Origin of the sequence: Enterobacter sp. LU1 (assembly GCF_008271405.2) — a bacterium.
Taxonomy (GTDB): domain Bacteria; phylum Pseudomonadota; class Gammaproteobacteria; order Enterobacterales; family Enterobacteriaceae; genus Enterobacter; species Enterobacter hormaechei_C.
In genome coordinates, this window is record NZ_CP043438.2 from 1,256,293 (window position 1) to 1,274,222 (window position 17,930).

18 protein-coding genes and 1 pseudogene are annotated in these 17,930 nt (G+C 58.8%); 9 read left to right on the top strand and 10 right to left on the bottom strand.

Annotated features, from left to right (window positions below; genetic code table 11):
- The first annotated feature begins 1 nt into the window (after position 1).
- Both cstA and FZF21_RS06035 read left to right on the top strand, forming a co-directional pair.
- Entirely contained in the window at positions 2-2,107 is a 2,106-nt protein-coding gene (cstA, locus tag FZF21_RS06030) for a pyruvate/proton symporter CstA (RefSeq protein ID WP_023303270.1), read from the top strand.
- A gap of 60 nt (positions 2,108-2,167) precedes the next feature.
- On the top strand, positions 2,168-2,365 hold the full coding sequence (locus FZF21_RS06035; protein WP_006809671.1) for a YbdD/YjiX family protein: 198 nt from the start codon (positions 2,168-2,170) through the stop codon (positions 2,363-2,365).
- On the opposite strand, the gene FZF21_RS06040 is transcribed toward FZF21_RS06035, so the two are convergent.
- The 4 genes from FZF21_RS06040 to FZF21_RS06055 form a co-directional block, all read right to left on the bottom strand.
- Positions 2,362-2,766, bottom strand: coding sequence for a helix-turn-helix transcriptional regulator (locus tag FZF21_RS06040; RefSeq protein ID WP_047737915.1), 405 nt, complete (start codon positions 2,764-2,766; stop codon positions 2,362-2,364). The two genes, FZF21_RS06035 and FZF21_RS06040, sit on opposite strands and share 4 nt — an antisense overlap.
- Entirely contained in the window at positions 2,747-3,043 is a 297-nt protein-coding gene (locus tag FZF21_RS06045) for a type II toxin-antitoxin system RelE/ParE family toxin (RefSeq protein WP_023303272.1), read from the bottom strand. Before FZF21_RS06045 ends, FZF21_RS06040 begins: the two co-directional genes overlap by 20 nt.
- Before the next feature lie 183 nt (positions 3,044-3,226).
- The gene (locus FZF21_RS06050; protein ID WP_017382507.1) at positions 3,227-3,970 is read right to left on the bottom strand and encodes a 3-oxoacyl-ACP reductase family protein; all 744 of its coding nucleotides are present in this window, start codon (positions 3,968-3,970) and stop codon (positions 3,227-3,229) included.
- Positions 3,971-4,027: 57 nt separating this feature from the next.
- Positions 4,028-5,116 (bottom strand): oxidoreductase, encoded by a 1,089-nt coding sequence (locus FZF21_RS06055; RefSeq protein ID WP_047063326.1) that lies wholly within the window; start codon positions 5,114-5,116, stop codon positions 4,028-4,030.
- Between the two features lie 159 nt (positions 5,117-5,275).
- Here FZF21_RS06055 and FZF21_RS06060 point away from each other — a divergent pair, with 159 nt between their 5' ends.
- The 4 genes from FZF21_RS06060 (at position 5,276) to FZF21_RS06075 (ending at position 10,188) form a co-directional block, all read left to right on the top strand.
- The gene (locus FZF21_RS06060; protein WP_023296101.1) at positions 5,276-6,778 is read left to right on the top strand and encodes a sugar ABC transporter ATP-binding protein; all 1,503 of its coding nucleotides are present in this window, start codon (positions 5,276-5,278) and stop codon (positions 6,776-6,778) included.
- Positions 6,775-7,770 (top strand): ABC transporter permease, encoded by a 996-nt coding sequence (locus FZF21_RS06065; protein ID WP_032103096.1) that lies wholly within the window; start codon positions 6,775-6,777, stop codon positions 7,768-7,770. The genes FZF21_RS06060 and FZF21_RS06065 overlap by 4 nt, the downstream gene beginning before the upstream one ends.
- Positions 7,771-7,789: 19 nt before the next feature.
- Positions 7,790-8,854, top strand: coding sequence for a sugar ABC transporter substrate-binding protein (locus FZF21_RS06070; RefSeq protein ID WP_015571167.1), 1,065 nt, complete (start codon positions 7,790-7,792; stop codon positions 8,852-8,854).
- Between the two features lie 92 nt (positions 8,855-8,946).
- Positions 8,947-10,188 (top strand): LVIVD repeat-containing protein, encoded by a 1,242-nt coding sequence (locus FZF21_RS06075; protein ID WP_074173113.1) that lies wholly within the window; start codon positions 8,947-8,949, stop codon positions 10,186-10,188.
- Positions 10,189-10,278: 90 nt separating this feature from the next.
- On the opposite strand, the gene mtnK is transcribed toward FZF21_RS06075, so the two are convergent.
- A complete protein-coding gene (gene mtnK, locus FZF21_RS06080; RefSeq protein WP_047737910.1) occupies positions 10,279-11,478 on the bottom strand; it encodes an S-methyl-5-thioribose kinase in 1,200 nt (399 codons plus the stop codon).
- A 102-nt stretch (positions 11,479-11,580) separates the two neighbouring features.
- Between mtnK and mtnA the strand changes: the two genes are divergently transcribed.
- Together mtnA and FZF21_RS06090 are read left to right on the top strand one after the other, a co-directional pair.
- Positions 11,581-12,597, top strand: a complete 1,017-nt coding sequence (gene mtnA / locus FZF21_RS06085) for an S-methyl-5-thioribose-1-phosphate isomerase (RefSeq protein WP_023296106.1) — start codon at positions 11,581-11,583, stop codon at positions 12,595-12,597.
- Between the two features lie 42 nt (positions 12,598-12,639).
- A pseudogene (locus tag FZF21_RS06090) lies at positions 12,640-12,823 on the top strand (hypothetical protein).
- Between the two features lie 66 nt (positions 12,824-12,889).
- On the opposite strand, the gene FZF21_RS06095 reads toward FZF21_RS06090, so the two are convergent.
- From FZF21_RS06095 to FZF21_RS06105, 3 genes are read right to left on the bottom strand one after another with little or no spacing between them, the layout of a single operon-like run.
- Positions 12,890-13,432, bottom strand: a complete 543-nt coding sequence (locus FZF21_RS06095) for an acireductone dioxygenase (RefSeq protein ID WP_023296108.1) — start codon at positions 13,430-13,432, stop codon at positions 12,890-12,892.
- Complete coding sequence (gene mtnC, locus FZF21_RS06100) at positions 13,429-14,118, bottom strand: acireductone synthase (protein WP_017382495.1); 690 nt, start codon at positions 14,116-14,118, stop codon at positions 13,429-13,431. The genes FZF21_RS06095 and mtnC overlap by 4 nt, the downstream gene beginning before the upstream one ends.
- A complete protein-coding gene (locus FZF21_RS06105) occupies positions 14,115-14,729 on the bottom strand; it encodes a methylthioribulose 1-phosphate dehydratase (protein WP_017382494.1) in 615 nt (204 codons plus the stop codon). The genes mtnC and FZF21_RS06105 overlap by 4 nt, the downstream gene beginning before the upstream one ends.
- A 122-nt stretch (positions 14,730-14,851) precedes the next feature.
- Between FZF21_RS06105 and FZF21_RS06110 the strand changes: the two genes are divergently transcribed.
- A complete protein-coding gene (locus FZF21_RS06110; protein WP_032620087.1) occupies positions 14,852-16,012 on the top strand; it encodes a pyridoxal phosphate-dependent aminotransferase in 1,161 nt (386 codons plus the stop codon).
- Here the strand turns inward: FZF21_RS06110 and FZF21_RS06115 are convergent, their stop codons facing one another.
- The gene (locus FZF21_RS06115) at positions 16,013-16,639 is read right to left on the bottom strand and encodes a ParB/RepB/Spo0J family partition protein (RefSeq protein ID WP_017382492.1); all 627 of its coding nucleotides are present in this window, start codon (positions 16,637-16,639) and stop codon (positions 16,013-16,015) included. It lies immediately after the preceding gene.
- Entirely contained in the window at positions 16,624-17,847 is a 1,224-nt protein-coding gene (locus tag FZF21_RS06120; protein ID WP_017382491.1) for a phosphoadenosine phosphosulfate reductase, read from the bottom strand. The genes FZF21_RS06115 and FZF21_RS06120 overlap by 16 nt, the downstream gene beginning before the upstream one ends.
- Between the last annotated feature and the right edge of the window lie 83 nt (positions 17,848-17,930).

Sequence of the window (17,930 nt, forward strand, 5' to 3'; positions counted from 1 at the left end):
TATGAACAACTCAGGGAAATACCTTACGTGGGCGGTGCTCTCCGTGGTGGGAGCCTTTGCCCTGGGCTATATCGCCCTCAACCGGGGGGAGCAGATCAACGCGCTGTGGATCGTCGTCGCCTCCGTCTGCATTTATCTGATCGCATACCGTTTTTATGGCCGCTATATCGCTAAGACGGTACTGGGCGTAGACGGCACGCGCATGACGCCGGCCGTGCGTCATAACGACGGTCTGGACTACGTGCCGACCGATAAAAAAGTGCTGTTCGGTCACCATTTCGCGGCGATTGCCGGGGCAGGCCCGCTGGTGGGGCCGGTACTGGCCGCGCAGATGGGCTACCTGCCAGGGATGATCTGGATCCTCGCGGGGGTGGTGCTGGCGGGCGCGGTGCAGGACTTCATGGTGCTGTTCGTCTCCACCCGCCGCGACGGTCGTTCACTGGGTGAGCTGGTGAAAGAGGAGATGGGCGCAACCGCCGGGGTGATTGCGCTGGTGGCGACCTTTATGATCATGGTGATCATCCTCGCGGTGCTGGCGATGATCGTGGTGAAAGCCTTGACCCACAGCCCGTGGGGAACCTATACCGTCGCCTTCACCATTCCGCTGGCGCTGTTTATGGGGATCTATATCCGCTATCTGCGTCCGGGGCGCATTGGTGAAGTTTCAGTTATTGGCCTGGTGTTCCTGGTGTTTGCCATTATCTCCGGCGGCTGGGTAGCGGAAAGCCCGACCTGGGCGCCGTTCTTCGACTTCACCGGCGTGCAGCTGACCTGGATGCTGGTGGGCTATGGCTTTGTGGCGGCGGTGCTGCCGGTGTGGCTGCTGCTGGCCCCGCGTGACTACCTCTCCACCTTCCTGAAAATCGGCACCATCGTCGGGCTGGCGATCGGCATTCTGATTATGCGCCCGACCCTGACCATGCCTGCGCTGACCAAATTTATTGACGGCACCGGCCCGGTCTGGACCGGTAACCTGTTCCCGTTCCTGTTTATCACCATCGCCTGCGGCGCGGTGTCGGGCTTCCACGCGCTGATCGCCTCCGGAACCACGCCGAAGATGCTGGCGAATGAAAATCAGGCCTGCCTGATTGGCTACGGCGGCATGCTGATGGAATCCTTCGTGGCGATTATGGCGCTGGTTTCGGCCTGTATTATTGACCCGGGCGTTTACTTTGCGATGAACAGCCCAATGGCGGTACTGGCCCCGGCCGGCACCGTTGACGTGGTTGCCTCTGCCGCGCAGGTGGTCAGCGGCTGGGGCTTTACGATTACCCCTGAAACGTTGACGCATATCGCTAATGAGGTCGGCGAGCAGTCAATTATCTCCCGCGCAGGCGGGGCGCCAACGCTGGCGGTGGGCATGGCCTACATTCTGCACGGCGCGCTGGGCGGGCTGATGGATGTCTCGTTCTGGTATCACTTCGCCATTCTGTTCGAGGCGCTGTTTATTCTGACGGCGGTGGATGCCGGTACGCGTGCGGCGCGCTTTATGTTGCAGGATCTGCTGGGGGTGATCTCCCCGAACCTGAAGCGTACCGATTCACTCCCGGCTAACCTGCTGGCGACGGCGCTGTGCGTGCTGGCGTGGGGCTACTTCCTGCATCAGGGCGTGGTCGATCCGCTCGGCGGGATTAACACCCTGTGGCCGCTGTTCGGTATCGCCAACCAGATGCTGGCGGGCATGGCCCTGATGCTCTGTGCCGTAGTCCTGTTCAAGATGAAGCGCCAGCGTTACGCATGGGTGGCGCTGGTGCCAACGGCGTGGCTGCTGATCTGTACCCTGACCGCGGGCTGGCAGAAAGCCTTCAGCCCGGACAATAAGGTGGGCTTCCTGGCGATCGCCAACAAGTTCCAGGCGATGATCGACAGCGGTAAGATCCCGGCACAGTACACCGAATCTCAACTGTCGCAGCTGGTGTTTAACAACCGTCTGGACGCCGGGCTGACCATCTTCTTTATGGTGGTGGTTGTGGTGCTGGCGTTGTATTCTCTGAAAACCGCGCTGGCGGCGTTGAAAGTCGACAAACCGACGGCGAAAGAGACGCCGTATGAGCCAATGCCTGAGAACCTGGACGAGATTGTCACCCAGGCGAAAGGGGCGCATTAACCCGTGTGCCGGGTGGCGGCTTCGCCTTACCCGGCCTACATTTCCTGTGAGATCAGAACTATGTTCGACACCCTTTCCAAAGCAGGTAAATACCTGGGCCAGGCCGCTAAAATGATGATTGGCGTGCCGGATTACGACAACTACGTCGAGCATATGCGCGTCAACCACCCGGACCAGACGCCCATGACCTACGAAGAATTTTTCCGCGACCGTCAGGACGCCCGCTACGGCGGCAAGGGCGGGGCGAAGTGCTGTTAACCCTCTTTTGGTAAATAGAGGCTGATCTGCTCCTGTTTACAGCCGTAAATTGCCGCCAGCTTTTCGCGGGTGCGCTTTTGCGGTCGGGAGTCCAGCGCTTCCAGCTGTGACACGGCGGACTGGCTGATGCCAAGCTTCTCCGCCACCTCCTGCTGGGACATGCCGCGTAAAATGCGCCAGGCGGCCTGTAGGCTGACGTTCTCGCTATGCATGATGTCGCATACTTCACCAGGTAATCCTACGTCATCATAACAATCGTGTTCGACTTCAATATCCTCTAGATCATCATCGGTTTCGTCGTCAATTTCTGCCATCTGTAAGCACATACGAAAGTATTCATCATAGGGAATAACGACGTACTGCGCTTTTCCGTCATCGTCCTTAATTAGCTGAACAGCCATAGGGGGCTTTCTCCTCGTGAAGGTAGGTCGTTGATGTTCTGCGCTTGACGGCCAAAACATAACAATGGTTATCGGGATCGTCCCGAAGTGTAATCAGAATGCGGTAATCGCCAACGCGTAGCCGGAAATGATTTTCTGTTGCCGATATTTTTTTGATATCGGGCCGGGGAGCTGAGCGATCGTCCAGCTCAGCAAGTTTTGCTTTGATTCTTCGCTGATATCGGCCATCGATTTTGGAAAACTCTTTCTTTGCATTCTTTGACCAGACAATCTTCATCCGTACCTCCACTGTACGCCCACACAAATTATAAGGAAATAATAAGACTATTAGATAAATTCCGAATTTCTTATGGGGTACTGTAGAGCGGAGAAAAACCGCGAGAAAGCGGCAAACCGCGAATCGTCGAGGCGGCTCGAACAGGCCTCTGCCGGGCGACAGAGGCATACAGTAAATTTGCGATCAGGCGTTCAGACCGCCGTCGACATCCAGACCGGTGCCGGAAATTTGCCCCGCAGCCGGGCTGGCGAGGAAGGTGACCGCCGCTGCGATATCCTCCGGCTGGCCGTAATGGCCCAGGGCAATAAGCTGACGCTGAGAGTCAGCCTGCTCGCCGTCTTCCGGGTTCATATCGCTGTTGGTCGGGCCGGGGTGGACCAGGTTGACGGTAATGCCGCGCGGGCCTAAATCGCGGGCCAGACCTCGGGTGAGGGAGTTAAGGGCAGACTTGGTCATCGAGTAGACGGCGATCCCCGGCTGTGCCACGCGGTTCGCCAGACAGCTACCGATGTTGATGATGCGTCCGCCGTCAGACATATGCACCAGCGCTTCCTGAATGGCGATCACCACGCCGCGGATGTTGACGTTGATCAGAGCGTCGATGTCCGCCAGGGTCATGGACTCCAGCGGGCCGCCGCGCGCAATCCCGGCGTTATTGACCAGAATATCCAGCCCGCCGAGGGAGCGCGCCGCCTGCGTGACCGCATCCTGAATCGCCTGCGCGCTGGCGCTGTCGGCCTGAATCGCCTCGCCGTGTCGCCCCAGCGCGTTGATCTCATCGACAACCTGCTGGGCTTTATCGACGGATTTTTCGTAGGTGATAACCACATCGGCACCGGCGCGTGCCAGCGACAGCGCAATCGCCCGACCCAGCCCACGACTGGCGCCAGTAACCAGCGCCTTTTTACCTGTTAAATCGATCTGCATGATGACCTCGTTGCAAGAGTGGAGAGAATCATCATTAGGTATAGCCCGTCGGCGCGATTAACGGCTGAAGGATTCCACCTTCTCAAACGCGGCGCGCAGCACCTCAGGCGTTAACGTCACCGGCAGATAGTGAATCGACTCCACCGGGCGCAGGGTGTGGGCAATGACCTTATCCAGCTCGTCGCGGTTGTGAATATCGACGTCCAGCTCGCGAAGCGTGGTCGGCAGATTGAAGCGCTGGTACGCCGCCACCAGCTGCGCCAGCACGTCGTCCTGACCGAGCAGGGCGCTCTGCACCAGAATGCCGTAGGCCACCTTGGTGCCGTGCAGGTATTTTTCCGTCTGCGGCAGCACGGTTAAGCCGTTGTGCACCGCGTGCGCCGCCGCCACGCGGGTATAGCGCTCACCCAGACCGCCGACCATTCCGCCTCCGGCAATAATCGCATCCACCACGTCCCGGAACGCCTGCGTCTGTTCGCCGCGCTGCTGATCCGCAAGCGCTTCTTCGCTGCGTGCCAGCAGCACGTCACGGATCGCCAGCGCACCGTTCAGGCCAAGACGCACGGTCAGCGGCAGACTCTCAGGTTGAGGGGCGAGCACCGCCGCTTCGTACCACTTCGCCAGCGTATCGCCGATGCCCGCCAGCAGATATTCCGCCGGGGCGTTAAGGATGATCTGCGGCTCCACCAGCACCAGAAAGTTGGCGTCGTCAAAAATCTCAAACTGTAGCGCCTGACCGGCATCGTTGTACCAGACGGAGAGCGGGGTCCACGCCGCGCAGGTGGCGGCGATAGTGGGAATGCCTACGAACGGCACGCCCAGACGACGCGCCACGGCCTTGACGGTATCCATTACCGCACCGCCGCCCACGCCAATCACCACGCTGGTTTCACTACCCGACTCGTTCACCAGATGGGTGACGTCACGCTCGCTGCAATGGCCCTTAAACAGCAGATGTTTTGCCCCCGTCGCGTTAAAACTCTGCGGCAGATAAGGGCGTGCGCCCTCGATTGCCCGCTCGCCGTAGATCCACACCGCGCGGGAAAGCTGTTCCGGAGTAAAGAAATCATCCAGGTGGGCAAGGCTTCCCGGATGAGAGAAGTAGTTCGCCGGGCCGGGCACGACGCGGATATCGGTGTTGCTCATGAAGTTGTCCTTTTTTAGCAAGCGCTAACCCGATGTTATGTCTGGACATCCGGATGGCTAATAATATTTTGCTTTAACTTATGCCTTTTACGTCGTTGTCAGTCAACAAGAGCTGTGAAAAATTCGCTAAATCAGAAGAGTAATGAAGGATTTACGCGGATGGTTTCCAGTCGCCTTGAGATGCGCGGTATCAGCCTGGCCTTTTCCGGCTTTCAGGCCCTGTCGCGCGTGGATTTCACCCTGAACGGCGGGTCGGTGCATGCGCTGACCGGCGCCAACGGCGCGGGGAAATCGACGCTGATGGCGGTGCTGTGCGGGACGCACGATCGTTATGAAGGCGAAATCTGCATTAACAACCAGCCGGTAAGTATCCGCGAGCCGCTGGACGCCAAACGGCTGGGTATCCACCTTGTGCAGCAGGAGGTGGATGTGGCGCTCATCCCCGGGTTAAGCATTGCCGAAAACATCATGCTCGACCAGTTGGCGCATCCGGGGCACCGCTACAGCTGGCGCGCGGTTCGTCAGCAGGCGCGGCAGGCGCTGGCGCAGCTGGATGTTTCGCTCGACGTACGCCGCTCCATCGACAGTTGCACGCTGGCTGAAAAACAGCAGATTTTGCTTGCGCGGGCGCTCTCGCACCACTGCCGTTTTCTCATTCTTGATGAGCCCACCGCGCCGCTGGACGCGCACGAGAGTGAGCGTCTGTTTGCGGTAGTAAGACGTCTGCAACAGCAGGGTATCGGCGTGGTGTTTATCTCTCACCGCATTCACGAGCTGAAGGCCATCTGCGACACCCTGACGGTGCTTCGCGACGGCAGGCTGATTGAGTCCGGCCCGATGGCGGATCTGAGCGGCGAAGCGATTGTTGAGAAGATGCTCGGCCACGAGCTGAGCGATATCTATCCGCCCCCGCGCCCGCCGCACGGTGAGGAGACGCTGCTGCGGGTGGAAGGGCTGCACGACGATGCGCTGCTGAAAGATATCTCCCTGCACCTGCGCAAAGGCGAAATCCTTGGCATTGCCGGGCTGGCGGGGGCGGGGAAAACGGAACTCTGCAAGGCGCTGTTTGGCGCCAGCAAAAGCCGCGTCGCGCGCGGCGAGCTGAACCATCAGGCCTGGAAACCGCGCGATCCGGCAGACTCGGTACTGCGCGGTCTGGCGCTGGTGCCGGAGGAGCGGCGCAAAGAGGGCATTTTTATCGACGAGCCGGTGAGCATGAACCTTGCCGTGTGCGCCGATAACAGCTTCTCGCGCTGGAGCCTGTTTGGTCATCGTCAGGCGTGGCGCTGGGCAGAAGAGGTGATCGCCCGCGTCGGTGTGCGCACGCGCGGGCCGGGGCAGGTGCTGCGTCGGCTTTCCGGCGGTAACCAGCAGAAGGTCGCCATCGGCAAATGGCTGCGCAATGACGCCAGCGTGCTGATATTCGACGAGCCGACCAAAGGCGTGGACGTGAAGGCCAAAACCGATCTGTTTCAGCTGATCGACGGCCTGGCGCGCGAGGGCAAAGGTGTCATTTACGCCTCGGGCGAGTTCGCCGAGCTGGTCGGGCTGTGCGACCGCATCTGCGTGCTGTGGGACGGACGCATCGTGGCGGAAATCGCCGGAGCCGAGGCCCGGGAAGAGACACTACTTTATTATTCAACCGGAGGAACGGCGTCGTGAGCAAGGCCCTTTCAGTGAACGCGGCGGCGTCTGGCCGTCAGCAGATTTTCGATTTTCTCTACAGGTGGGGCATGCTGTTGACCGTCGTCGCGCTGGTAGCGGTGTTTGGCCTGGCGTCGGACAGCTTCCTCGATCCGAACAACATCATCAACATTCTGCGCTCGATTGCCATCGTGACGGTGATTGCCATCGGCGTCTCGATTTCGCTGACCGTCGGCGGGTTCGATCTCTCGGTGGGGTCAACCGCGTCGCTGGCGAACGCGCTGGTGATTTCGCTTTTCGTCTGGCACGGCTTCGGCACCACCGAGTCGATTCTGCTTACCCTTGCGCTCTGCACGCTGGTCGGCCTGTTTAACGCCTTTCTGATCGTCATCCTGCGCATTCCGGACATGCTCGCGACCCTTGCCAGCCTGTTTGTCATCCAGGGCGTGGCGATGACCTACAGCTACGGCGGGTCGATTACCGAGAACATGGTGCTGCCGAGCGGCGACATGGCGGAAGGGACCATTCCGGCGGCGTTCAGCCTGCTGGGGCAGGTGCCGACCATTGTGATCGTCATGCTGGTGGTGACGATTCTGGCGCAGCTTGGCCTGTCGCTGACCACCCACGGACGCCGGATGTACGCCATTGGCGGCAACCCGGAAGCCGCGCGTCTCTCCGGTATTCGCACCACGCGCTACAAGGTGGCGGCCTACGTGATCGCCTCGCTGCTGGCGGGACTGGGCGGAATTTTGCTGGCTTCGCGTATCGGTTCATCGCAGGTGAATGCGGGTGGCGGCTACCTGATGGATGCGGTGGCGGCGGCGTGGATCGGGTTCTCGCTGGCCGGGTCCGGCAAGCCGAACGCGCTGGGCACGCTGGTGGGGGCGGTGATCCTCGGCGTGCTGTCGAACGGGCTGGTGATGCTCTCCGTGCCGTATTATGCCATGGACATTATAAAAGGGCTGGTGCTCGCGATGGCACTGGCGATTACTTACATACAAAAACGCTGACAACACAACGGGATAATAAATGAAAAAGATTGCGCTCTCTTTGGTAGCTCTTGGATTACTCACTTCTTTGCCGGGCCTGGCGGCTACCCCCGCGCCGGTTCCGGCCGCCATTGCCAGCCATGACGGCCCCATTCGCATTGCGGTGATCCGCAACCTGGGCTCGGACGACAACACCACGCAGTTTGTTGCCGGGGCGATTCAGGAAGGGAAAAAGCTCGGCTTTAAGGTCAGCACGTTTTTAAGTAACGGGGACGACGCCAGATTCCAGGATTTCGTGAACCAGGCCATCAGCCAGAAATACGACGGGATTATTCTCTCTCAGGGGCGCGATCCGTACTCCACCGCGCTGGTAAAGAAGGCGGTGGATGCCGGGATTAAAGTTTCGGTGTTTGATACCGCCGTGAACGGCGAGATCCCGGGCGTAACCGTTACCCAGCAGGACGATGCCTCCCTGACCAACCTCTCTTTTGGTCAACTGGCGAAAGATTTCAACGGCAAGGCCAATATCGTCAAGCTGTGGGTCGCGGGCTTCCCGCCGATGGAGCGCCGTCAGGCGGCGTATAAAGAACTGCAAAAGCAGTATCCGGAGATTAAAGAGCTGGAGTCCATCGGCGCGGTCTCCTCTGACGTGCAGGGCGACACCGCCAACAAGGTGGGGGCGATCCTCGCGAAATACCCGAAAGGTAAAATCGACGCCATCTGGGGGACCTGGGATGCCTTCAGTCAGGGCGCGTATAAGGCGCTGAAAGAGAACGGCCGCACCGAGATCAAGCTCTACAGCATCGACATCTCCAACCAGGATCTCCAACTGATGCGCGAGCCGGGTAGCCCGTGGAAGGTGAGCGTGGCGGTAGATCCGAAGCTGATTGGCGCGACCAACGTACGCCTGATCGCCAATAAGATTGCCGGAGAAGCGACGCCTGCCACCTACGATTTCAAGGCGGCGGCTATTCCGCAGGCGCTGCTGACCGCCCAGCCGGGTGCGGTGAACGTGGCGTCTCTGGGGAAAATCATTCCGGGCTGGGGCCAGACGGAAGATTTTATCGCGCCGTGGTTTGCGACGCTTGCCGCTAAAAACAAGTAAACCAAGCCGGGTGGCGGCTGCGCCTTACCCGGCCTACATTTCGCACCCGTAGGCCCGGTAAGCGTAGCGCCACCGGGCGTAAGGAGCATAAGGTGTCTCAATTACCCCCTCCCGAATACAGCCGCAATATGCGGCTGATTGGCCATAGCGACCAGGGCGGTCGTCCGGACGGTGTACAGCTGATGGTGCACCGTGGTTTCGCCTATATCGGTCATATGGTGTCGCAGGGCTTTTCCATTGTTGACGTGCGCGATCCGAAAAAACCAAAAGCCGCAGGTTACGTGCCCGCGCCGCCGGGTACCTGGAACGTACACCTCCAGGCGCACGACGATTTGCTGCTGGTGATCAACGCCCGGGATCTGTTTGCCGATGCGCGTTTTGCCGATGAGAAGGTCTACTACACCCGCCAGGTGGGGGAGACCGTCAGCGACGTGCAGGATAAAGTCTGGAGCGCCGGGCTTCGCGTCTTTGATATCTCCACGCCGGACAGGCCACGCGAAATCGGCTTTCTGTCGCTGAGCGGCATCGGCATTCACCGCATCTGGTACGTCGGTGGCCGCTGGGCCTACGTTTCAGCGCTGATCGACGGCTTTACCGACTACATCTTTCTGACCATCGATCTTGCGGACCCGCGTAAGCCTGAAGTCGCGGGGCGCTGGTGGCTGCCCGGGATGAACCAGGCCGAAGGTGAGAAGCCGGACTGGCCGGAAGGAAAACGTTACGCCCTGCACCATGCGATTATTGCCGGCGACACCGCCTACGGCAGCTGGCGCGACGGCGGCCTGACGCTGCTGGACGTGAAGGACCGCGCGCAGCCGAAGCTGATTAGCCATCGCAACTGGAGCCCGCCGTTTGGCGGCGGAACGCACACCGCGCTGCCGCTGCCGGACCGCGACCTGCTGGTGGTGCTGGACGAAGCGGTGCTCGACAATCAGGAAGACGGCGAAAAGCTGATCTGGCTGTTTGATATCCGCGAGCCGTCGAACCCGGTCAGCATCTCGACCTTCCCGCAGCCGGATGAAACCGACTACGTGGCGAAAGGGGCGCATTTCGGCCCGCACAACCTGCACGAAAACCGGCCGGGGAGCTTCGTCAGCTCAACGCTAATTTTTGCGACGTATCAGAACGCGGGCGTGCGGGCGTACGATATTTCGAACCCGTATCGACCGGTGGAAACGGGGGCGCTGGTGCCCGCCGCGCCGGAGAAGATGATGGATACGCGGCCCAACCGCCCGCAGGTGATCCAGTCGTGCGACGTGTTTGTGGATGCGCAGGGGATTATTTACAGCACGGACTATAACGGCGGGATGTCGGTGATTGAGTATCTGGGGTGAGTTTTTGCCGGGTGGCAGCTTCGCCTTACCCGGCCTACATTCGAATCGTAGGCCCGGTAAGCGCAGCGCCACCGGGCACAAAACTGGCACTCAGCTGTACTGCCGCACCCGTGCCACCAGCTCTTCCGCGCTGTCGATGCGGTCGGCAATGACAATCAGCGCTTTACCGAGGGATATTGCATGGCGGAGGCATTCGTGGCGCATGGCTTCATCCTGGATGGTATCGATATCCGCCACGTGTGAAAGCCCGACGCTGCGGCGAATCAGCTCGGTGCCGCAGAACCCGATGGCCTCATGCCAGACCTTTTTCAGGAACGCGGAGGCATAGCCCGGCGCGCTGAGTGCGGCGTCGCGGGCTTTCTCGATTGCCAGCGCCTGGAAGCGCTCCGCGAAGGTGTTCCACAGTTCCTGAATATCGGTCAGGCGCTGCTCGCGCGCGGCGGCGGCATCGCGAATGCCGAGGTGCCCAGGCAGGCCGCAGAAGTTCAGCAGCAGGTTGCCGATGGCGGTGCCAACGTCAAAGCCAATCGGCCCAAAATAGCCGAACTCAGCGTCGATGGCCTTCAGGCTGCCGTCGGCCACAAAAATCGAACCGCTGTGAATGTCTCCGTGCAGCAGGGCTTCGGCGTGCGAGAAAAAGCGGTGCTTGAGGGAGGCCACGGCGATTTTAAGCTGGGCGTCGTCGCGCAGGGCGGCAACATCGTTTTCCAGCTCGGCCGGGTAGCTGTTGCGCGCGTGGATCTGGTACGGATCGTTAAAGAACAGATCTTCGGTGATCTCGCACATCTCCGGGTTGATGAATTTCGCTACCTGCGCTTTTTTCTCGTGCGGGTGCAGGTAGAAATCGCTGGTGTGGAACAGGGTGTGAGCCAGATATTCCCCCAGCTGACGCGCCGCCTGGGGGTAGTAAATGTTGTTAATCAGCTCGCCGCGCCAGATGCGATGGCTGGAGAGATCTTCCATCACCATCACCGCCAGTTCCGGGTCAAAGTGGTGGATTTTTACCGTGTGCTGCGGGCTGTGCTGGTAATGCTCGACCAGGGTTTGCGCTTCAAGACGGGCACGATCCAGCGTCAGCGGCCAGGATTCGCCGACGCAGCGTACATAGGGCAGCGCCTGCTTAACGACGATGCGGCTCACGCCCGCGCGGTCGAAAATTTTAAAGACCAGGTTGAGGTTGCCGTCGCCGATTTCCTGCGCCTCTACCAGCGATGAAGGATCGTCAAGTCCGCCAAACTGCCTGGCATACTCCACGGCGTCCTGAGCGGTAAAGGTACGGTATTGCGACATGGCCTGCTCCTCAGTTTTGCTAATTAAGACATGTAGACGTCTATACATCTGGATTTCATCCTGACACAATGTGCTACAACAACGCAACAGGGAATTAACGACATGCAGACATTACAGACGACCAGCCTGCGGGTGGCGGATAATCAGCTCTTTATTCTCGACCAGCAGGCGCTTCCACAGGAGAAACGCTGGCTGGATGCCTCGACGGTCGAGGCGCTGGTCGGGCACATCCACGCCCTGCGGGTGCGCGGCGCGCCGCTGATTGGACTCTCTGCAAGCCTGCTGCTGGCGCTGTTAGCGGAAAGCGGCAAAAGCCGCGACGAGCTGGCGGTGGCGCTGGAAACCCTGCGCGCCTCCCGCCCGACGGCGGTGAACCTGATGAATAACCTCGATCGCATGAAGATTGCGCTGTGGCAGGAAGATTATATTCCGGCGCTGGTGGCTGAAGCGCTGCGGCTGATTGACGAAGACAAACGGCTCTGTGACGCTATTGCCAGTGCGGGCAGCGCGCTGGTGAAGCCCGGCAGCCATCTGCTGACCCACTGCAACACCGGCGGGCTGGCGACGGCGGGCGTCGGTACCGCGCTGGGGGTGATTGCCCGCGCGCATCAGGAAGGCAAGGTAAGCAACGTCTGGGTGGATGAAACCCGTCCGCTATTGCAGGGCGGCAGGCTGACCGCGTGGGAACTCGGCGAGCTGGGCGTACCGTATCAGCTGATTACCGACTCCATGGCCGCCAGCCTGATGGCAAAAGGGCAGGTGGACGCCGTGTGGGTGGGTGCAGACCGCATTGCCGCCAACGGCGACGTGGCGAACAAAATCGGCACCTATTCCCTGGCGGTGCTGGCGAAGTTTCACGGCATTCCGTTCTACGTCGCTGCCCCGCAAACGACCCTAGACCCGGACTGCCCGAACGGGGATGCGATCCCGATTGAGCAGCGCGCCGCCAGCGAAGTGACGGGCGTGGCGGGAAGCTTTGGCGCGGTGCAGTGGGCGCCGCAAGAGGCGCAGGTTTATAACCCGGCGTTTGACGTCACGCCTGCCTCGCTGATTAGCGGCTGGGTGCTGGATACTGGCGTGGTCACGCCGGACGAGGTAGCGGCAGGGAAATTTGCCTGAGTCCGGCTATCCTTTAAGGGGGGGCCCTGAGAGGACAACATCGTGACGCTCGATCCTGACACAGACTTAAAACTGGAGCGCGTGGTGGATGCACCGCGCGACCTCAGCGATTGCGCGTCATCCGACGAAGGAGATCCGCGAGCAGCATGAGCAGATGGGCTTCCATGAAGGGTGGGGCGTGGTGCTGGATCATCTGGTGGGGTATGTTAAGGGGCTTAACGCGTAGTGCGCGCGAGTGCCCTCACCCCAACCCTCTCCCACAGGGAGAGGGGGCTGACCGTGCCTGTTCAGACTATGCCAGGCGTGGATACGCATCCGCAATCGCATCCCCGGTAAACTGTGCGACCCAACCCTCCGGGTTATCGAAAATACGAATCGCCGTAAAGTTCGGCTCTGAGCCCATATCAAACCAGTGCGGCGTGCCCGCGGGTACGGAAATCAGGTCGTTTTTCTCGCACAGCACCTGGTACACCTCATCGCCAATGTGCAGGCAGAATAATCCCGCTCCTTCCACGAAAAAGCGCACTTCGTCTTCGCCGTGGGTGTGTTCGTTCAGGAACTTCGCGCGCAGCGCCTCTTTCTGCGGATTGTCGGCGCGCAGGCTGATCACATCCCAGCTCTGGTAACCTTTCTCTGCCACCAGCTTGTCGATCGCATGCTGATAGGCCGCGATCACGGCTTCAGGCGCGGGATCGTGCCCTAAATCGCGATCCGCCGCCCAGCGTTCAAACCGCACGCCTTTGGCGTTGAGCTGTTGGGCAATCTCGGCGGCGTCGGCGCTGTGCCACTGGTGTTGACTGGCGTCTTTATCGGAATAAATGGTCAATGCGCTCATGAAGGGATCTGCTCCGGATTAATCTCGTCAAACTGGTGGATCTGATGATGATGGCTTGCGCCGTCATCTTCACCGCGAATCAGTTGCAGGGTGCGAAAACCCGCCTGCTCAGCTGCGTCCAGCTCCTGATGAATATCCGACAGAAACAGGATCTGCGACGGGGCAATGCCCGTTTGCGCCGCAATATTTTGATAAGACTGCATCTCGCGCTTGGCGCCAATGTGGGTATCAAAATAGCCGCTGAACAGATGAGTAATATCACCTTCGTCGCTGTAGCCAAATAACAGTTTCTGCGCGGTGACGGAGCCAGAGGAATAAACATAGAGATCAATCCCTTGCGCCTTCCATTTTTCCAGCGCGGGCAGTACGTCAGGATAGAGGTGTCCGGTAAAGTCACCGTTGACGTAACCGTCCTGCCAGATGATGCCTTGCAGGGCTTTGAGCGCCGTCGATTTGCGGTCTTCATCCATAAAGGTAAACAGTACGTTGATGAGATCGCTGACGCTGGCATGCGGAGCGCTGATTTCATCGCGCAGGTTGTCCAGAATCGATTTGACCGGCTCGGCGTACTGCTGCGCGGTCACGAAGGCCGCCAGCCGCTCACGCGCGTAGGGGAACAAAACATCATGGACAAAACGGATATCGCTGGTGGTCCCTTCAATATCCGTCACAATCGCGCGAATCATACTCTCTCCCATTGTCGTAAACGCATTTCGCATTCAAATAAGAATTCTAACCCTTCCAGATGACGGCGGGCTTCGGCCACGTCGCGTCCCCAGCAGGTTAAGCCATGACCGCGCAGAAGAAAACCATAATTAAGCGGGCGTTCCTGCGCGTAATGGGCGATGCGCGAGGCGAGGGCGTCGATGTCCTGGTCGTTATCAAACACCGGGATGGCCACCGTATCCTGGTGCGTGGTCTGCCCGGTAAGGGATTTTTGCATCTCGAAACCGGTGATCTTCAGCTCGGCCTCGTTGACCAGACGCGACAGCACCGTGGCATTGACAGTGTGAACGTGCAGGACGGCGTTAGCCTCGGGAAACAGGCGATAGATGAGGGTATGCAGCCCGGTCTCTGCCGACGGTTTACGGCCAGACGGCGCACGGTTGGTGGCGATTTCAACCTGTAGAAAATCGGCGGTGGTCAGGCTGCCTTTATCTTTTCCGGATTCGCTCAGCCAGCACAGGTGTTCATCCTGACGCACGGACATATTGCCGCCGGTAGCGGGCGCCCAGCCTTTAGCGCCAATCCAGCGGCAGGCCTCGACCAGGTGTGTGAGTTGCAGGTTGTCTGTCATTTCCTTTTACCCTCTCGGTCAGGAATATTTATATCGTTTAGACGTCTAAGCGTCTTGATTGCCAAAGACTAACATCGTGTTATAGTGTCAGCAACATAAGTATTACAGGCAGGCACACTACAATGAGCAATAACCCGTTGATCCCACAGAGTAAACTTCCAAATCTCGGCACGACGATTTTTACCCAGATGAGCGCCCTGGCGCAGCAGCACAACGCCATTAACCTCTCACAAGGTTTCCCGGATTTTGACGGGCCGAAATATTTGCAGGAGCGTCTGGCGTACCACGTGGCGCAGGGAGCCAACCAGTACGCGCCGATGACCGGCGTGCAGGCGTTGCGTGAAGCCATTGCGGATAAAACGGCTGAGCTGTATGGCTATAAACCTGATGCGAACAGCGATATCACGGTAACCGCAGGGGCGACCGAAGCGCTGTATGCGGCGATAACCGCCCTGGTGCGTACGGGCGATGAGGTGATTTGTTTTGACCCGAGCTACGATAGCTACGCCCCGGCGATTGAACTGGCCGGCGGCGTAGTGAAACGCGTGGCGCTCCAGCCGCCGCATTTTCGTCCGGACTGGCAGGCGTTTGCCGCGCTGCTGAGCGATAAAACCCGGCTGGTGATCCTGAATACGCCGCACAACCCATCGGCGACGGTGTGGCAGAAGAGCGATTTTGCCGCCCTGTGGCAGGCCATCGCCGAACGTGAAATCTATGTTCTGAGCGACGAGGTGTATGAGCATATCTGCTTCGCCGAAGAGGGGCATGCCAGCGTGCTGGCGCATCCGCAGCTTCGTGAGCGTGCAATCGCGGTATCGTCATTTGGCAAAACCTACCATATGACCGGCTGGAAGGTCGGGTACTGCGTGGCACCCGCCGCCATCAGCGCTGAGCTGCGAAAAGTGCACCAGTATCTGACGTTTGCGGTGAACACACCCGCTCAGCTGGCGCTGGCGGATATGCTGCGCAGCGAACCCGGACACTACCGTGAGCTACCGGATTTCTACCGTGCGCGTCGGGATCGGTTTGTGGCTGCGTTGAGCAAAAGCCGTCTGGAGATTTTACCCTGTGAAGGGACCTATTTCCTGCTGGCCGACTACAGCGCGATTTCCGATCTGGACGACGTGAGTTTCTGCCAGTGGCTGACGAAAGAGGTGGGCGTGGCGGCCATTCCGCTGTCGGTGTTCTGCGCCGATCCCTTCCCGCATAAGCTGATCCGACTTTGCTTTGCGAAGCAGGAATCGACGCTGCTGGCAGCGGCAGCGCGGTTAAACGCGCTCTGACTATTTCACCGTCCAGGCTTCAGAAAAACGACGGTCTGCGAAGAGTTCGAGCAGACCGTTGATCTGCTTCAGACGCAGTACTTCATCGCTGTCCATACCCAACTCCTGGCCAATTTTCTGCTCACTCCAGCCCATAAGCACCAGCTCGCGCACGATTTCTGACATGGCGTTGATCTGGTGGCGTCCGCGCGCGCGGTTGTGGCGAATGGTCGCCGCCATGCGGTCGAACTTTTCCTGCCGCGCTTTACGCAGGCAGGTGACAGGAAGGTAACCCTTAAGCTGGCGCTTCAGGGGCGCCCGGTTACTGCCGATATCATGGCGGTGAAAACCATCGACAATTTCGTAGTGCTGTGGCGCATTTTCCGTCACCACGATAGGCTGTGTGAATCCATCCAGCTCCAGTGACTTGCTGAGCAGCCGCTTTTCCGGTGGCGCGACGTTATTTGGGTTGTAATCGTTAGCGCTGATGTTTGTCTTTTTTATCCACAATACGCAATCGACGGGCTGATCGCGAAAAGGGCTGATTTCATGTAATGCCTGACGAAACGCATTAATAGCGGCTATTCGCTCTTCCTCAGAAAGTGCCTGAAGGTACGTTTCCATTTCGGTGATTATTCGTTGTTGCATAAAATCCCCCATTCCTTGCGTTTTGCTTTCACTCTGTCGCTGTAGCGCTGATAGTGTTTGGGCTTATTTGGGCTAAACGAAAGTGCCCGGCACCAATAGTCATTGTTGAGTAAAACCTTACAAATGCGTCGCCAGGAGGGGATATCTTTTGCACCAATGTCACCCTCCTGCGTATCGGGAATATCGTTCATGCCTCGCTTTTGATACCAGTGGAGATAAACCGCGATTTTATTGCGGTAATGTTCCGCCGTATTTTGCGGCATGCTGTCGAGTAGCAGCATGGCGTATTCGCGCCAGCCAAGATGGTCTGGTTTCAGGATCTTCCGGTGGCCATAAAAATGGTTATCGTGCCCGGCATAAATACCGCCGCTGCGCACCCCGCAGGCACGCTCACACATCGCCGCCCAGCGTTCGGGTTCAATGACATGATAGAGCCACAAGCCCTGACGCTGTTCCGGGCCAAACGGTTCGCAGATGCGCATATAACGCGGCGGCACCCCCGCCTTGTACATCAGGTCGTATAACGGGTTATAGCAACATTTTGATTTCGCGAACCACGTCCAGATGTCGGCGGTTTTCCAGTCGTACAGAGGGTAGATGTACCAGGTGTGCCCGCCCGGTGCGACGGTCGTCCAGGGTTTATCGTCAGAAAAGCGCTGCTTACGTGCCGACGCGATAGCCAGAAAGCGGTTGTAGGATTCATCGGCGCGGATCCCCACCATAACGGCGGCAGGACGTTTTTGCGCATACCATTCGGCAAACTCTCGCACGAAGACTTCAAACGTCATTCCCTGCTGATAAAAATCGAAATAGTGATAATCAGTAATGGCATCTTCCGGTGGCTGGCGAACCCAGTTTGTCCCGGGTTCCCAGCACTGCCATTCAGGTTGAAACTGTGACAGGGCGTTCTGGGTCGTGAGCGGAAGCGCTACCCACCAGAACTGATGGATAACATCCCGATACAGCGTTCTCATCGTGTCAACATGCTGAATGGTTGAGGAGAATTGCGCTTCCCAGTCCAGAAAGATGACATCTATTTTTCGCTTTAATTGCCGTGCTTGCTGGGCAACGAGATGCAGCATCACGGTAGAATCTTTTCCACCGGAAAAGGAAACGCATACCCTGGAGAAATTGTTTAGCGTCCAGTCTATGCGTTCCGCTGAAGCGTCTAAAACATTTTCCTGTAAAGGGATTTTATAGATCGACATGGTTAATCGCATCCTGCGTGTTAAATGTCTGGAAAAAATTAAGACGATATTATGAAATCATTTTTCATTATTTTCACGGGATC

Coding starts and splice junctions, on each gene's coding strand:
- cstA (WP_023303270.1), top strand. CDS start 2: ATGAACAACTCAGGGAAATACCTTACGTGGGCGGTGCTCTCCGTGGTG.
- FZF21_RS06035 (WP_006809671.1), top strand. CDS start 2,168: ATGTTCGACACCCTTTCCAAAGCAGGTAAATACCTGGGCCAGGCCGCT.
- FZF21_RS06040 (WP_047737915.1), bottom strand. CDS start 2,766: ATGGCTGTTCAGCTAATTAAGGACGATGACGGAAAAGCGCAGTACGTC.
- FZF21_RS06045 (WP_023303272.1), bottom strand. CDS start 3,043: ATGAAGATTGTCTGGTCAAAGAATGCAAAGAAAGAGTTTTCCAAAATC.
- FZF21_RS06050 (WP_017382507.1), bottom strand. CDS start 3,970: ATGCAGATCGATTTAACAGGTAAAAAGGCGCTGGTTACTGGCGCCAGT.
- FZF21_RS06055 (WP_047063326.1), bottom strand. CDS start 5,116: ATGAGCAACACCGATATCCGCGTCGTGCCCGGCCCGGCGAACTACTTC.
- FZF21_RS06060 (WP_023296101.1), top strand. CDS start 5,276: ATGGTTTCCAGTCGCCTTGAGATGCGCGGTATCAGCCTGGCCTTTTCC.
- FZF21_RS06070 (WP_015571167.1), top strand. CDS start 7,790: ATGAAAAAGATTGCGCTCTCTTTGGTAGCTCTTGGATTACTCACTTCT.
- mtnK (WP_047737910.1), bottom strand. CDS start 11,478: ATGTCGCAATACCGTACCTTTACCGCTCAGGACGCCGTGGAGTATGCC.
- mtnA (WP_023296106.1), top strand. CDS start 11,581: ATGCAGACATTACAGACGACCAGCCTGCGGGTGGCGGATAATCAGCTC.
- FZF21_RS06095 (WP_023296108.1), bottom strand. CDS start 13,432: ATGAGCGCATTGACCATTTATTCCGATAAAGACGCCAGTCAACACCAG.
- mtnC (WP_017382495.1), bottom strand. CDS start 14,118: ATGATTCGCGCGATTGTGACGGATATTGAAGGGACCACCAGCGATATC.
- FZF21_RS06105 (WP_017382494.1), bottom strand. CDS start 14,729: ATGACAGACAACCTGCAACTCACACACCTGGTCGAGGCCTGCCGCTGG.
- FZF21_RS06110 (WP_032620087.1), top strand. CDS start 14,852: ATGAGCAATAACCCGTTGATCCCACAGAGTAAACTTCCAAATCTCGGC.
- FZF21_RS06115 (WP_017382492.1), bottom strand. CDS start 16,639: ATGCAACAACGAATAATCACCGAAATGGAAACGTACCTTCAGGCACTT.
- FZF21_RS06120 (WP_017382491.1), bottom strand. CDS start 17,847: ATGTCGATCTATAAAATCCCTTTACAGGAAAATGTTTTAGACGCTTCA.